The organism is Klebsiella sp. PK01 (genome assembly GCF_057624675.1).
In genome coordinates this window covers 269,766-285,045 of record NZ_JBYEZM010000002.1, presented here as the reverse complement: position 1 = coordinate 285,045, position 15,280 = coordinate 269,766, and the positions used below count along the sequence as shown (strand labels likewise).

The 15,280-nt window shown below is 55.9% G+C and carries 15 protein-coding genes and 1 pseudogene; 9 read left to right on the top strand and 7 right to left on the bottom strand.

Annotation, left to right across the window (positions count from 1 at the left end):
• Positions 1-13: 13 nt before the first annotated feature.
• The 3 genes from AC22LX_RS06615 to AC22LX_RS06605 are packed head-to-tail and all read right to left on the bottom strand — an operon-like array spanning position 14 to position 1,844.
• Positions 14-409 carry an MAPEG family protein gene (locus AC22LX_RS06615; RefSeq protein ID WP_015365982.1) on the bottom strand — a complete coding sequence of 132 codons (396 nt, stop codon included), beginning with the start codon at positions 407-409 and terminating at the stop codon, positions 14-16.
• 53 nt (positions 410-462) lie between these two features.
• Positions 463-1,281, bottom strand: coding sequence for a DUF72 domain-containing protein (locus tag AC22LX_RS06610; protein ID WP_047066811.1), 819 nt, complete (start codon positions 1,279-1,281; stop codon positions 463-465).
• The gene (locus tag AC22LX_RS06605; RefSeq protein ID WP_063448032.1) at positions 1,278-1,844 is read right to left on the bottom strand and encodes a hydrolase; all 567 of its coding nucleotides are present in this window, start codon (positions 1,842-1,844) and stop codon (positions 1,278-1,280) included. Before AC22LX_RS06605 ends, AC22LX_RS06610 begins: the two co-directional genes overlap by 4 nt.
• A gap of 266 nt (positions 1,845-2,110) precedes the next feature.
• On the opposite strand from AC22LX_RS06605, the gene aspS reads away from it, so the two are divergent.
• From aspS to ruvB, 6 genes are all read left to right on the top strand, one after another.
• Positions 2,111-3,898 (top strand): aspartate--tRNA ligase, encoded by a 1,788-nt coding sequence (aspS, locus tag AC22LX_RS06600; RefSeq protein ID WP_032705959.1) that lies wholly within the window; start codon positions 2,111-2,113, stop codon positions 3,896-3,898.
• A gap of 1 nt (position 3,899) precedes the next feature.
• Positions 3,900-4,343 carry a dihydroneopterin triphosphate diphosphatase gene (gene nudB / locus AC22LX_RS06595; protein WP_015365986.1) on the top strand — a complete coding sequence of 148 codons (444 nt, stop codon included), beginning with the start codon at positions 3,900-3,902 and terminating at the stop codon, positions 4,341-4,343.
• A 49-nt stretch (positions 4,344-4,392) separates the two neighbouring features.
• Positions 4,393-5,133 (top strand): YebC/PmpR family DNA-binding transcriptional regulator, encoded by a 741-nt coding sequence (locus AC22LX_RS06590; protein ID WP_015365987.1) that lies wholly within the window; start codon positions 4,393-4,395, stop codon positions 5,131-5,133.
• A gap of 45 nt (positions 5,134-5,178) precedes the next feature.
• Positions 5,179-5,700 (top strand): crossover junction endodeoxyribonuclease RuvC, encoded by a 522-nt coding sequence (gene ruvC / locus AC22LX_RS06585; protein WP_015365988.1) that lies wholly within the window; start codon positions 5,179-5,181, stop codon positions 5,698-5,700.
• 81 nt (positions 5,701-5,781) lie between these two features.
• Positions 5,782-6,393 (top strand): Holliday junction branch migration protein RuvA, encoded by a 612-nt coding sequence (gene ruvA / locus AC22LX_RS06580; protein WP_045390313.1) that lies wholly within the window; start codon positions 5,782-5,784, stop codon positions 6,391-6,393.
• A gap of 8 nt (positions 6,394-6,401) precedes the next feature.
• Complete coding sequence (ruvB, locus tag AC22LX_RS06575) at positions 6,402-7,412, top strand: Holliday junction branch migration DNA helicase RuvB (protein WP_015365990.1); 1,011 nt, start codon at positions 6,402-6,404, stop codon at positions 7,410-7,412.
• Between the two features lie 39 nt (positions 7,413-7,451).
• On the opposite strand, the gene znuB is transcribed toward ruvB, so the two are convergent.
• The gene (gene znuB, locus AC22LX_RS06570; RefSeq protein ID WP_045390315.1) at positions 7,452-8,237 is read right to left on the bottom strand and encodes a zinc ABC transporter permease subunit ZnuB; all 786 of its coding nucleotides are present in this window, start codon (positions 8,235-8,237) and stop codon (positions 7,452-7,454) included.
• A complete protein-coding gene (znuC, locus tag AC22LX_RS06565) occupies positions 8,237-8,989 on the bottom strand; it encodes a zinc ABC transporter ATP-binding protein ZnuC (RefSeq protein WP_015705955.1) in 753 nt (250 codons plus the stop codon). Before znuC ends, znuB begins: the two co-directional genes overlap by 1 nt.
• Positions 8,990-9,067: 78 nt before the next feature.
• Between znuC and znuA the strand changes: the two genes are divergently transcribed.
• From znuA to lpxM, 3 genes are all read left to right on the top strand, one after another.
• On the top strand, positions 9,068-10,012 hold the full coding sequence (gene znuA / locus AC22LX_RS06560) for a zinc ABC transporter substrate-binding protein ZnuA (protein ID WP_045390494.1): 945 nt from the start codon (positions 9,068-9,070) through the stop codon (positions 10,010-10,012).
• Between the two features lie 15 nt (positions 10,013-10,027).
• Positions 10,028-11,347: a murein DD-endopeptidase MepM gene (gene mepM, locus AC22LX_RS06555; RefSeq protein WP_045376156.1), complete on the top strand. Its 1,320-nt coding sequence runs from the start codon at positions 10,028-10,030 to the stop codon at positions 11,345-11,347.
• Positions 11,348-11,473: 126 nt separating this feature from the next.
• A complete protein-coding gene (lpxM, locus tag AC22LX_RS06550) occupies positions 11,474-12,445 on the top strand; it encodes a lauroyl-Kdo(2)-lipid IV(A) myristoyltransferase (RefSeq protein WP_045390317.1) in 972 nt (323 codons plus the stop codon).
• A gap of 249 nt (positions 12,446-12,694) precedes the next feature.
• On the opposite strand, the gene pyk is transcribed toward lpxM, so the two are convergent.
• Positions 12,695-14,137 carry a pyruvate kinase gene (gene pyk / locus AC22LX_RS06545; protein WP_045390319.1) on the bottom strand — a complete coding sequence of 481 codons (1,443 nt, stop codon included), beginning with the start codon at positions 14,135-14,137 and terminating at the stop codon, positions 12,695-12,697.
• A 125-nt stretch (positions 14,138-14,262) separates the two neighbouring features.
• A pseudogene (locus tag AC22LX_RS06540) lies at positions 14,263-15,167 on the bottom strand (MurR/RpiR family transcriptional regulator).
• Positions 15,168-15,280 lie beyond the last annotated feature (113 nt).

The window sequence follows — 15,280 nt, the reverse complement described above, 5'->3', positions numbered from 1 at the left end:
GGCGTATTGTGCGCTAACGCAGGGAGAAAACCAACTCCCAGGGCATATACCACAGGTTAGCCAGCACCATCAGCAACAGCGAGCACCAGGTGGCGCTCATTCCGGAACGCCGCCAGCGGAACAGGCGATGATGGAAACCGTACGAGTGCATCAGGCGCCCGGCAATCAGCAAAATACCGCAAACGTGCACCATCCAGGTTAGCGCGCCGTTCATTTCCATAAACAGCAGCAAGATAAGCCCAATGGGGACGTATTCCACGGCATTGCCATGAACGCGAATGGCGACCTGTAGTTCGCTAAAACCACCGTCGCCATAGCCGACGCGATACTGCATGCGCAGACGTACCACGTCGAAGGAAAACTTGATTAACAATAACGCACCCAAAACCGCATACAGCGCGCTGACCATACCCAAAACTCCCTTTAATTATGTCAGGTGGCTCCGACTATCATAGCAGGATATCAGAAAAGCGAGGATTGCTGCGGAATTGACGGTGCGGCGCCGACTTGCGGCAGCACCGCGCGTAGGTCTTCCCATAAGGTATCTACCAGTTCAGGCGCCTGGGCGATATCCGGGGTATGCAAAAACAGCCACGGCGTGGCCGACTGATGCCATTTTGGCAGCGTCTGTAGCCAGACGCGAAACAATTCGCGATTCTGCGCCATATCATCGCTGCCGATAAAGCGCACCATCGGCTGCTCCGCGGTCATGACCGCGTGAACCGGGACTTTGGGTTTCTTTTTCTGCGCGTCGATCATCGCCGGATTACGCGCGACGGCGCTATGCACCGGGCGGCTATCGAGGATAACTCGATTGGCGTTGCGCTGGTGTAGCCCGCGATTAAGCTGCTGTTCGGCATCGCCTTTGGCGAAAAACTCGGGATGGCGAACTTCAACGCCGTAGGTGAAGTTTTTCGGTAGCGTATCGAGAAAATGCCACAGGGCAGGGAGGTCTCGTGGCCCGAAGGTGGCGGGCAACTGCAACCAGTACTGGCCGATGCGCGATTCCAGCGGCGCCAGACGGGTAAAAAATTCGTGGCTTAAATCGTCGCAGTCGCGCAGTGCCGCCTGATGCGAAATCGTGGCCGGGAATTTGAAACAGAACCGAAAATCATCGTGAGTTTGTTGATACCAGCGATCGACTATCTCGGCCTTTGGTAAGGCATACAGGGTGGTATTACCCTCCACGCAGTTAAAATGGCGGGCATACTCTTCAAGGCCGGTGATGCCAAGGCGCACCCATTTAGGGTGCGACCATTGCGGGAGCCCGATATAAATCATAAGGCGGCGAGAATGCCCTCAGTACTGCGCACGCGGGCGATGCGCGGGAAGATATGCGTCATACTGCCCTGATGCTGATCGGCGGAGGCAGCGCTGCACGCATCCTCGGCGATGATCAGATTGAAACCGAGTTCCCAGGCATTGCGAGCGGTGGATTCCACGCCGATATTGGTGGAGATACCGCAAAGGATAATGGTGTCGATACCGCGGCGGCGCAGCTGCAGTTCAAGATCGGTACCGTAGAACGCGCCCCACTGACGTTTCGTCACTTCAAGATCGCTATCCTGCTTGCCAAGCGCCGGCGGATAGACCCACCAGTTTTCAGGCAGCTTCGCGGCGCCAGCCTGGGCATCTACCAGCTGTTTTAACGCTTCAGCGAAATCGGCGGACCAGCCGACGCGAACCATGATGACGGGCGAACCCTGTTGACGACATTTTTCAGCCAGCTTTGCCGCGCGCGTCACCACCTCGTCGGCGCGATGCGGGCCGCCGGCAAAGGGTAAAATGCCTTCTTGCAGGTCAATAACGACCAGCGCGGTTTTTTTCGCATTGAGTTCTAACATGGTATCCCCGTATCTTGTTCTCTTGTCAGGCCGCTACAATACCGTTGCTAATTCGGCTCAAGGGTAACAAATTTTGTTAATTTATGTGAGCACAAGCAATAAGCGCGCAGCAAAGCAGCGTACAAACTGCGTCGGGCTTATCGTCAGACAGAATTTCCAGTATAATAGCCGCCTTTTTTCATTCAGTAGTGACATTCAGCAAAGCTGCGACCTCGTCGCCTGCATGGCAGGCAACATCCGCCTGCGGCTAAGTTAAGGGATATCTCATGCGTACAGAATATTGCGGACAGCTACGTCAGTCCCACGTGGGGCAGCAAGTGACCCTGTGTGGTTGGGTCAACCGTCGTCGTGATCTCGGTAGCCTTATCTTCATCGATATGCGCGACCGTGAAGGCATCGTGCAGGTGTTTTTCGATCCGGATCGTGCGGATGCATTAAAACTGGCTTCCGAACTGCGTAATGAGTTCTGCATCCAAATCACCGGCACCGTGCGTGCGCGTGAAGAGCGCAACGTCAACCGCGAGATGGCCACCGGCGAAATCGAAGTGCTGGCGTCTGACCTGACCATCATCAACCGCGCGGAAGCGCTGCCGCTGGACTCCAACCACGTCAACACCGAAGAAGCGCGCCTGAAATACCGCTATCTGGACCTGCGTCGTCCGGAAATGGCTCAGCGCCTGAAAACCCGCGCCAAAATCACCAGCTTCGTGCGCCGCTTCATGGACGATCACGGGTTCCTCGATATCGAAACCCCGATGCTGACTAAAGCCACACCGGAAGGCGCGCGTGACTACCTCGTGCCGTCGCGCGTTCATAAAGGTAAATTCTACGCGCTGCCGCAATCTCCGCAGCTGTTCAAACAGCTACTGATGATGTCCGGTTTCGATCGTTACTATCAGATAGTCAAATGCTTCCGCGACGAAGACCTGCGTGCCGACCGTCAGCCTGAATTTACTCAGATTGATGTTGAAACCTCGTTCATGACCGCGCCGCAGGTGCGTGAAGTGATGGAAGATCTGGTTCGTAAGCTGTGGCAGGACGTGAAGGGCGTAGACCTCGGTCAATTCCCGGTGATGACCTTTGCCGAAGCGGAGCGTCGTTACGGTTCCGATAAGCCGGACCTGCGTAACCCGATGGAGCTGGTAGACGTAGCCGATCTGGTGAAAGCGGTCGAATTCGCCGTCTTCTCCGGCCCGGCTAACGACGCCAAAGGCCGCGTTGCTGCCTTACGCGTGCCGGGCGGTGCGGCGCTGACCCGTAAACAGATTGATGAATACGGCAAATTCGTACAGATCTACGGTGCGAAAGGGTTGGCCTATATTAAAGTGACCGAGCGTGCGAAGGGCCTTGAAGGCATCAATAGCCCGGTGGCGAAATTCCTCAACGCCGAAATCGTCGAAGCTATTCTTGAGCGCACGGGCGCGCAGGACGGCGACATGATCTTCTTCGGCGCTGACAACAAGAAAGTGGTTGCCGATGCCCTCGGCGCGCTGCGTCTGAAGCTGGGCAAAGACCTGAATCTCACCGACGAGAACAAATGGGCGCCGCTGTGGGTTATCGACTTCCCGATGTTCGAAGACGACGGCGAAGGCGGCCTGACCGCGATGCACCATCCGTTCACCTCGCCGAAAGATATGACTGCCGCCGAGCTGAAAGCCGCTCCGGAAGACGCTGTGGCTAACGCCTACGATATGGTCATCAACGGCTACGAAGTCGGCGGTGGTTCGGTGCGTATCCACAGTGGTGAAATGCAGCAAACCGTGTTTGGCATTCTGGGCATTAACGAACAAGAACAGCGTGAAAAATTCGGCTTCCTGCTGGATGCGCTGAAGTACGGCACGCCGCCGCATGCCGGCCTGGCGTTTGGCCTCGATCGCCTGACCATGCTGCTGACCGGTACCGATAACATCCGTGACGTTATCGCCTTCCCGAAAACGACGGCTGCCGCGTGCCTGATGACCGAAGCGCCGAGCTTCGCGAATCCTGCCGCGTTAGGCGAACTGGGGATTCAGGTTGTGGCGAAAGAGGCAAAAGAGTCTCCGGAGAACAACTAAGATGTCATTCAAGCTGCCCGTCTCCGTTCTGGTGGTAATTTACGCCGAAGATACGAAGCGGGTGCTGATGTTGCAGCGACGCGACGATCCCGCTTTCTGGCAGTCGGTTACCGGCAGCCTGGAAGAGGGGGAAACCGCGTTGCAGGCCGCCGCGCGCGAAGTAAAGGAAGAGGTCGCCATTGACGTTGCTCGCGAGCAACTGGCCTTAATTGACTGTCAGCGTACGGTGGAGTTCGAGATATTTTCTCACTTACGTCATCGCTATGCGCCGGGCGTCGAGCGCAATACGGAATTCTGGTTCCGTCTTGCGCTGCCCCATGAGCGCCAGATTGTTTTCACTGAACATCTGGATTACCGCTGGGTTAGCGCGTCGGATGCCGCCGCGCTAACCAAATCGTGGAGCAACCGGCAGGCGATTGAAGAATTTGTAATTAACGCCGGATAACTTCCCGCGGCGTTTGTCGCGGGAAGACGGCTTTTTTGGAGAGTTTTTTATGGCAGGTCATAGTAAATGGGCCAACACCAAACACCGCAAAGCGGCACAAGATGCCAAGCGCGGTAAGATCTTTACTAAAATCATCCGCGAGCTGGTCACCGCTGCGCGTCTGGGCGGCGGCGATCCGGCATCCAACCCGCGTCTGCGCGCGGCTGTAGATAAAGCGTTGTCCAATAACATGACTCGCGACACCTTGAACCGCGCCATCGCGCGCGGCGTCGGCGGTGATGAAGACGCGAACATGGAAACCATCATTTATGAAGGTTACGGCCCGGGCGGCACTGCGGTAATGGTTGAATGTCTGAGCGACAACCGTAACCGTACCGTCGCCGAAGTACGCCACGCCTTTACCAAAACCGGTGGTAACCTCGGAACCGACGGCTCCGTGGCCTATCTGTTTAGCAAAAAAGGCGTGATCTCCTTCGAGAAAGGCGACGAAGACACCATCATGGAAGCCGCGCTGGAAGCTGGTGCTGAAGACGTCGTTACCTATGACGACGGCGCTATTGACGTTTACACCGCCTGGGAAGAGATGGGCGCGGTGCGTGATGCGCTGGAAGCCGCTGGCCTGAAAGCTGATGCTGCTGAAGTCTCAATGATCCCGTCGACTAAAGCGGATATGGACGCGGAAACCGCGCCGAAGCTGCTGCGTCTTATTGATATGCTGGAAGACTGCGACGACGTGCAGGAAGTGTATCATAACGGCGAAATCTCTGATGAGGTTGCCGCAACGCTGTGATGCCGGTAGCCGGTATTGCGGGTGAGTTATTACTGGAGGCGCGTGATGGCCATTATTCTCGGCATTGACCCGGGGTCACGCGTGACCGGTTATGGCGTGATTCGCCAGGTCGGGCGGCAGTTGAGCTACCTTGGCAGCGGATGTATCCGCACCAAAGTAGACGATCTGCCGTCGCGGCTGAAGCTGATATACGCCGGCGTCACCGAAATTATTACCCAGTTCCAGCCTGACTATTTCGCTATCGAGCAGGTCTTTATGGCGAAAAATGCCGATTCGGCGTTGAAGCTTGGGCAGGCGCGCGGGGTGGCGATTGTCGCGGCGACGAACCAGGACCTGCCGGTCTTTGAGTACGCCGCCCGCCAGGTTAAGCAAACCGTCGTCGGAATCGGTAGCGCGGAAAAGAGCCAGGTACAGCATATGGTGCGTACCTTGCTGAAACTTCCGGCAAATCCGCAGGCGGATGCGGCGGATGCGCTGGCCATCGCCATCACCCATTGCCACCTCAGTCAGAACCTGGCTCAGATTAGCGAGACCAGGCTCAATCTGGCGCGAGGGCGGTTACGATAATCACAAATCAGGCTGGATATTCATCCAGCCTTTTTTTATGATAACGCATTAGACTTTCGGCCCTTTATTCAGGAGCGCTACGTGATAGGCAGACTCAGAGGCATCATTCTCGAAAAGCAACCCCCGCTGGTATTACTGGAAACCGGGGGCGTAGGTTATGAAGTCCATATGCCGATGACCTGCTTCTACGAGCTACCGGAAGCCGGGCAGGAAGCCATCGTCTTCACCCATTTTGTGGTGCGTGAAGACGCGCAGCTGCTGTACGGCTTTAACAACAAGCAGGAACGCACGCTGTTTAAAGAGCTTATCAAAACCAACGGCGTCGGGCCGAAGCTGGCGCTGGCTATCCTTTCCGGCATGTCGGCGCAGCAGTTTGTGAACGCCGTTGAGCGTGAAGAAGTTGCCTCGCTGGTGAAACTGCCTGGTATCGGCAAGAAAACCGCCGAACGTTTAATTGTCGAGATGAAAGATCGCTTTAAAGGCCTGCATGGCGATCTGTTTACTCCGGCCGCCGATCTGGTGCTGACCACGCCTGTCGGCCCAACTGCCGACGATGCGGAGCAAGAAGCGGTTGCCGCGCTGGTGGCGCTGGGCTATAAACCACAAGAGGCCAGCCGAATGGTGAGCAAAATCGCTCGCCCGGACGCCAACAGTGAAACGCTAATCCGCGAAGCGCTGCGCGCGGCGTTGTGAGGTAAGGGATGATTGAAGCAGATCGGCTGGTATCAGGCGACAGCATTGGTTTCGAAGAGGCCGCTGACCGCGCTATCCGCCCCAAATTACTGGCAGAATATGTCGGCCAGCCGCAGGTGCGTTCGCAGATGGAGATCTTTATCCAGGCGGCGAAACTGCGCGGCGATGCGCTCGATCACCTGTTGATTTTTGGCCCACCAGGGTTGGGGAAAACCACGCTTGCTAATATCGTCGCCAACGAAATGGGCGTGAATCTGCGTACCACCTCCGGCCCGGTGCTGGAAAAGGCCGGCGACCTGGCGGCAATGCTGACCAACCTTGAGCCGCATGATGTTCTGTTTATTGATGAGATCCACCGCCTTTCGCCGGTAGTGGAAGAGGTACTGTATCCGGCAATGGAAGATTATCAGCTGGATATCATGATTGGCGAAGGCCCGGCCGCACGCTCGATTAAAATCGACCTGCCGCCGTTCACCCTGATTGGCGCGACTACCCGCGCCGGTTCATTGACTTCGCCGCTGCGCGACCGCTTTGGTATCGTGCAGCGCCTCGAGTTTTATCAAGTGCCGGACCTGCAGCATATCGTAGGCCGCAGCGCCCGTCATATGGGTTTGGAGATGAGCGAGGAAGGGGCGCTGGAAGTGGCCCGTCGCGCGCGCGGTACACCGCGTATCGCCAACCGTCTGCTGCGCCGGGTACGCGACTTCGCCGAAGTGCGCCACGATGGCACTATCTCCGCTGAGATCGCCGCTCAGGCGCTGGATATGCTCAACGTGGATGCCGAAGGGTTTGACTATATGGATCGCAAGCTGCTATTGGCGGTGATCGATAAATTCTTTGGTGGTCCGGTCGGCCTCGATAACCTCGCGGCGGCTATCGGCGAGGAGCGGGAAACCATTGAAGACGTGCTGGAGCCGTACTTAATTCAGCAGGGGTTCCTGCAGCGCACGCCGCGTGGCCGAATGGCGACGGTGCGCGCCTGGAATCACTTCGGTATTACCCCGCCGGAAATGCCCTGATAAAACCCGGTAGCTTTCCGCTACCGGGTAGCCTCTCAATCAACTCGCCGCTTTCTTCGTCATACTCAGAACAAACAGCGCCGCTGCGCAGAGCACAACCGAAGGGCCTGCAGGGGTATCGTAGAACGCCGAGAAGGTTAAACCGCCGGTCACCGCCAGCATACCTACACCAACGGCTACCGCGGCCATCTGTTCCGGCGTGCGGGCAAAACGGCGGGCGGTAGCGGCCGGGATTATCAACAACGAAGTGATGATCAGCGCGCCGACGAACTTCATTGCCACGCCGATAGTCAATGCCGTCACCAGCATCAGCAGCAGCTTAACCCGCTGCAACTTCACCCCATCAACAAACGCTAAATCAGGGCTGATGGTCATCGCCAGCAGGTTGCGCCACTGCCAGAGCAATATCGCGACCACTACCACCACGCCTAACGCAATGGAGATTAAATCCTGCGGGGTGACGGCTAACAGATCGCCAAACAGATAGGCCATCAGGTCGACGCGCACGTTCGACATCAGGCTCACCACCACCAGGCCGAGCGACAGCGCGCTGTGGGCCATAATACCCAGCAGGGTATCGACCGCCAGGTGAGGGCGTTTTTCCAGCCATACCAGCCCGCCTGCCAGCAGCAGCGTGACCACGATAACCGCATAAAACGGATTAACGTTGAGCAACAGACCAAACGCCACCCCAAGCAGCGAAGCATGCGCCAGCGTATCGCCAAAGTAGGACATTCTCCGCCAGACCACGAACGAACCCAGGGGGCCTGCCGCGCAGGCGAGCATCATGCCGGCTAACCAGCCGGGTAACAGTAATTCAATCATCAGCGGCCATTTCCCCGACGCAGTACAATCCGCCCCTGCAGGTCGTGGCGGTGATTATGTTGGTGACGATAAATGCCCAGCTGTTCCGCGCCGCGCGGGCCGAACATGGAGATAAATTCCGGATGCATCGAGACCACTTCCGGAGTTCCGGAGCAGCAAATATGCTGATTCAGGCACAGCACTTCATCGGTTTTGGCCATCACCAGGTGCAGATCGTGGGAAACCATTAAGACCGCGCAGTTCAGCTCCTGACGCAGTTGATTAATTAAATCATACAATGCCACCTGACCATTGACGTCGACGCCCTGGGTCGGTTCATCCAGCACCAGAAGTTGTGGTTGATTCAGCAGGGCGCGCGCCAGCAAAACGCGCTGGGTTTCGCCACCGGAGAGCTTTTGCATTGGCGCATCGATTAGATGCCCGGCCTGCACGCGCTGCAGCGCCGGCATAATATCCTGCTTGCGGGTACCGGGACGCAGGCGCATAAAGCGGCTGACCGTCAGCGGCATGGTCGCATCAAGATGCAGTTTTTGCGGCACATAGCCGATACGCAGATTTTTCTCGCGCTGGATAGCACCTTCGGTCGGCGTCACCAGGCCGAGCACCACGCGCACCAGCGTCGATTTCCCGGCGCCGTTTGGGCCAAGAAGCGTTAAAATTTTGCCTGGTTTTAGCGTTAGCGAAATGTCAGACAACACGCGCCGCTGGCCGTAGACGACCGCGACTTTTTCCAGCGTTACAAGATTCGTCATGTCAAATTAGGGGTTGCACTAGCGATTGAATGTTATAATATCACATCACTTTCGCTCATTACGATGATTAGTCGCATTATGTTACATAAAAATACGCTTCTTTGCGCTGGACTTAGCGCCGCTTTTTTGTTCGCTCATGCCCCGGTTGCTCATGCAGCCGTCGTCGCTTCCATGAAACCCCTTGGCTTTATCGCTTCCGCCATCGCCGATGGCGTGACGGATACCCAGGTTTTACTGCCTGATGGTGCTTCCGAGCATGATTATTCACTTCGTCCATCGGATGTAAAACGCTTACAGAACGCAGACTTAGTCGTATGGATTGGTCCAGAAATGGAAGCCTTTATGGACAAGTCAACGCAAAGCATTGCGGAGCAGAAAAAGGTCACCATCGCCCAGTTGGATGGGGTGAAACCGTTGCTCATGAAAGGGACGGATGATGACGATGACGAACATGGTCACGAACATGCTAATGGCGAAAAAAGTGACGGCGATCACCATCACGGCATTTACAATATGCATCTGTGGCTCTCCCCAGAGATAGCGCGGCTCTCAGCGGTTGCAATCCACGATAAATTATTGGAACTTATGCCGCAGAGTCGAGCCAAACTTGACGCCAACCTGAAGGAATTTGAGGCAAAATTAGCCGCAACCGACAAACAGGTGAGTAACGAGCTGGCGCCGGTGAAAGGTAAGGGGTATTTCGTTTTTCATGATGCCTATGGCTACTACGAAAAACATTACGGTTTGACCTCGTTGGGGCATTTTACCGTCAACCCTGAAATCCAGCCTGGTGCGCAGCGTTTACACGAAATAAGAACACAGTTGGTTGAGCAGAAAGCGACTTGCGTTTTTGCTGAGCCACAATTCAGGCCAGCGGTTATCGAAGCTGTTGCCAGGGGGACCTCCGTGCGCATGGGAACCCTGGATCCACTTGGAATCGGAATTAAGCTGGGTAAAGACAGTTACCCGCAGTTCCTGAGCCAGTTGGGGCATCAGTATTCAAGCTGCCTGAAAGGAGATTAACGAGGAAGTGAATACGTGCAACAGATAGCCCGCGCTGTCACTCAGGCATTCAACAACTTGCCGCGACCCCATCGCGTTATGCTGGGGTCGTTGAGCGTCCTGACTTTAGCGGTCGCCGTCTGGCGGCCCTACATCTACCACCCGGAATCAGCCCCGATCGTCAGAACGATTGAGCTGGAAAAAAGCGAAATCCGCTCTCTGCTGCCGGAAGCCTCTGAACCCATCGATCAGGCGCCGCAGGAAGAAGAAGCTATCCCGCAGGATGAGCTCGACGATAAATCCGATAGCGACTCCGGCGGCCATGAATATGTGGTTTCCACCGGCGATACGCTGAGCAGTATTCTTAATCAGTACGGTATTGATATGGGCGATATCGCTCAACTCTCCTCTGCTGATAAAGAACTGCGCAACCTTAAAATTGGTCAACAGCTCTCCTGGACGCTGACCGCCGATGGCGACCTGCAAAGCCTGACGTGGGAGATGTCGCGCCGCGAGACGCGTACCTATAACCGCGTCGCCAATGGCTTTAAAATGAGCAGCGAGCTGCAGAAAGGGGATTGGGTCAACAATGTCCTGAAAGGTACCGTTGGCGCCAGCTTCGTCTCCAGCGCCCGTGATGCTGGCCTTACCAGTACGGAAATCAGCGCGGTCATCAAAGCGATGCAGTGGCAGATGGACTTCCGTAAGCTGAAAAAAGGTGATGAATTCTCGGTCCTGATGTCGCGTGAAATGCTTGATGGCAAGCGCGAGCAGAGCCAGCTGTTGGGCGTGCGTTTACGTTCCGATGGCAAAGATTATTACGCGATCCGTGCCGAAGATGGCAAATTCTACGATCGCAACGGTACGGGTCTGGCGAAAGGCTTCCTGCGCTTCCCGACCTCGCGTCAGTTCCGCGTGTCGTCTAACTTCAACCCGCGTCGCCTGAATCCGGTGACCGGGCGCGTCGCGCCGCATCGCGGCGTTGACTTCGCTATGCCGCAGGGCACGCCGGTGCTTTCCGTCGGTGATGGTGAAGTGGTGGTGGCGAAACGCAGCGGCGCGGCAGGTTACTATGTCGCCGTGCGTCATGGCCGCACCTATACCACCCGCTATATGCACCTGCGTAAGCTGCTGGTGAAACCGGGGCAGAAAGTGAAACGCGGTGATCGTATCGCGCTGTCGGGCAACACCGGGCGTTCTACTGGCCCGCACCTGCACTATGAAGTCTGGATCAACCAGCAGGCGGTTAACCCGCTGACGGCGAAACTGCCGCGTACCGAAGGTTTAACCGGTTCCGACCGTACCGATTACCTGGCGCAGGCCAAAGAGGTTATCCCACAGCTGCGCTTTGATTAGTCTGAATTATCTTCACTGAAAGCCGGCGCCCGTTGTGCGCCGGCTTTTTCTTTTGTGCGATGAGTGACGTATCGCTAAACTAAGCCATTATCTTTATTGATTAAGCAGAACTTCTGCGGACCGGGCATGGAAACGAAAAAAAATAACATTGAATTTATCCCCAAATTTGAGAAATCTTTTTTACTGCCGCGCTACTGGGGCGCGTGGCTGGGCGTTTTCGCCTTCGCCGGAATCGCGCTGACGCCTCCCTCTTTCCGCGACCCTATTCTCGGAAAACTCGGGCGTTTTGTCGGCCGTCTGGCAAAAAGCTCCCGCCGTCGGGCGCAGATTAACCTGCTGTACTGCTTCCCGGAAAAAAGCGAACAAGAGCGTGAAGCTATCATCGATGCGATGTATATGTCTGCTCCGCAGGCAATGGTGATGATGGCCGAACTCGGCATGCGCGATCCGCAGCGCGTGATGTCCCGCGTTGACTGGCAAGGGAAAGAGATCATTGACGAGATGCACCGTAATAATGAAAAGGTCATCTTTTTAGTGCCGCACGCCTGGGGCGTGGATATTCCGGCGATGCTGATGGCTTCAGGCGGGCAAAAAATGGCCGCGATGTTCCATAACCAGGGTAATCCGGTATTTGACTACGTCTGGAACACCGTACGCCGTCGTTTTGGCGGGCGGATGCACGCGCGTAACGATGGTATCAAGCCGTTTATTCAATCGGTGCGCCAGGGCTACTGGGGCTATTATCTGCCCGACCAGGATCACGGCGCCGAGCACAGCGAATTTGTTGATTTCTTCGCGACTTATAAAGCGACTCTTCCGGCGATTGGCCGTCTGATGAAAGTCTGCCGCGCGCGCGTAGTGCCGCTATTTCCGGTGTATGACGGTAAAACGCATCGCCTGACGGTACTGGTGCGCCCGCCAATGGACGACCTGCTGGAAGCCGATGACACGACGATTGCGCGCCGTATGAACGAAGAGGTTGAGATTTTCGTCAGGCCGCACACCGAACAGTATACCTGGATCCTGAAACTGCTGAAGACGCGTAAGCCGGGTGAAACTGAGCCTTATAAGCGCAAAGAACTGTTTCCGAAGAAGTAAGCTGTACGCTGCGTTGAGCAGGGCTACGGCGCCTGCATTTACCAGACCGTAGGCCGGATAAGGCGCAGCCGCCATCCGGCGCAAAAGCGGCTCCTTATCCGCGGATATTGCCCGGCGGCGCTGCGCTTGCGCGGGCCTACAAAACATTTCCGTATGCTACCATCGCCGGCATGTTGTGATGCCTGCATTTACCAGGATAACCAGCATAAAAAAGCCTCCGTAAGGAGGCTTTCCTGTCTCTGAAGATGATTACTCAACGGTCAGGATACGGGTGGTGTTGGTGCTGCCGATGGTGCTCATCACGTCGCCCTGGGTGACGACCACCAGGTCGCCGGAGACCAGATAGCCTTTATCACGCAGCAGGTTAACCGCGTCGTGCGCGGCGGCAACGCCGTCGTTATGGCTATCGAAATGCACCGGCGTCACGCCACGATAGAGCGCCGTCAGGTTCAGAGTACGCTCGTGACGGGAGAGGGCGAAAATCGGCAGGCCGGAACTGATACGCGAAGTCATCAGTGCAGTGCGGCCGGACTCGGTCATGGTGATAATCGCGGTAATGCCTTTCAGGTGGTTGGCCGCATACATCGCTGACATGGCAATCGCTTCTTCGACATTGTCGAACTGGACGTCAAGACGGTGTTTAGAAACGTTGAGGCTTGGGATCTTCTCCGCGCCCAGACACACGCGCGCCATCGCGGCAACGGTTTCTGACGGATACTGTCCGGCAGCGGTTTCTGCGGACAGCATTACGGCATCGGTACCGTCCAGCACGGCGTTCGCTACGTCCATAACTTCCGCGCGGGTCGGCATCGGATTGGTGATCATCGATTCCATCATCTGCGTGGCGGTGATGACCGAGCGGTTAAGCTGGCGAGCGCGGCGAATCAGGGCTTTCTGGATACCCACCAGTTCCGGATCGCCGATTTCCACACCGAGATCGCCGCGAGCAACCATCACCACATCGGAGGCGAGAATAACGTCGTCCATGGCATCCTGGTCGCAGACCGCTTCCGCACGCTCGACTTTAGCGACGATTTTCGCATCGCAGCCAGCGTCGCGGGCCAAACGGCGAGCGTAGTTCAGGTCTTCGCCGCAGCGCGGGAAGGAGACCGCCAGGTAATCAACGCCAATTTTTGCGGCGGTAATGATATCGGCTTTGTCTTTATCGGTTAGCGCTTCAGCAGACAGTCCGCCGCCGAGTTTGTTGATACCTTTATTGTTAGATAACGGGCCGCCAACGGTAACTTCGGTGAACACTTTCATCCCTTGTACTTCCAGGACCTTCAGCTGCACGCGACCATCGTCGAGCAGCAGGATATCGCCTGGAACGACGTCCGCCGGCAGGCCTTTATAGTCGATGCCGACTTTTTCTTTATCGCCTTCGCCTTTGCCGAGGTTGGCGTCGAGCAGGAATTTGTCGCCAATGTTGAGGAAAATTTTGCCTTCTTTGAAGGTAGAGACGCGGATTTTCGGCCCCTGCAGGTCGCCGAGAATTGCTACGTGACGGCCCAGTTTTGCTGCAATTTCACGGACTTTGTCTGCGCGGAGCTGGTGATCTTCCGGGGTACCGTGAGAGAAGTTCATGCGTACGACGTTAGCGCCCGCGGCGATAACCTTTTCGAGGTTGTTATCGCGGTCAGTTGCCGGGCCTAAGGTCGTTACGATTTTGGTTCTGCGAAGCCTTCTGGACATGTAATACTCCGTTGACTGAAACAACTTTGGTGTTGCGTGAACATGGATTCGGTAGCGCCGAATCCGCTAATGGGCGGAACTGCTACGCTGCCGGGACATAATTGGTCTCTGACTTATAATGACTATTATTGTTTATCACTACTAATGAGTAGTTCTTTATCAAAGCGCGATTCCTTGAGCGCTTCCTTGACCCTCTTCAAGTTATCTCTGAATTTTGCTCCGCGGCGCAGGGTGAAGCCGGTCGCCAGCACATCAATTACCGTGAGCTGGGCCAGACGCGACACCATCGGCATATAAATATCGGTGTCTTCCGGGACGTCCAGAGTAATGGCCAGCGTCGACTCCCGCGCCAGCGGGGTGCCGGCTGAAGTAATGGCAATGACCATGGCATCGTTTTCACGCGCCAGTTGCGCCAGTTCAACCAGGCTTTTGGTGCGCCCGGTGTGTGAAATGATGACCACCACGTCATCATCGTTACAATTCATACAGCTCATGCGCTGCAGGACAATATCGTCGGAGTAGATGACCGGGACGTTAAAACGGAAAAATTTATTCATTGCGTCATGCGCGACGGCGGCTGAGGACCCCAGACCGAAGAAGGAGATTTTCTTCGCCTGGGTAAGCAGATCGACTGCCCGGTTGACCGCCGACATATCCAGCGCATGATGTACCTGATCGAGGCTGGCCATCGCCGATTCGAAAATTTTCGCCGTATAGGATTCGACGCTGTCGTCTTCATCGACATTACGGTTAACATAGAGGGTACCGTGTGCCAGACTTTGTGCCAGATGCAGTTTAAAATCGGGGAAACCCCGGGTTTCAAGACTGCGACAAAATCGGTTTACGGTCGGCTCGCTGACGCCGGCTTCCAGCGCCAGGGCCGCTATGCTTGAGTGAATGGCCTGCGCCGGGGTGGCAAGAATGACTTCCGCCACTTTGCGTTCAGATTTGCTAAGGTTTTCCAGTCGGGACTGGATTTTTTCCAGCATGTTCATTGTTAACAGGCGCTCATCAATGGAAACGATTTCATTAATGGGTGAAATCATCAGGCGTTTTAGCAAGAATATACCCCTCCGCAATCAGAAGCGGTGAGGAATGACGAGAAAAAATGTCGTTTTTTTTCATTACATGATCAGAGTCGTA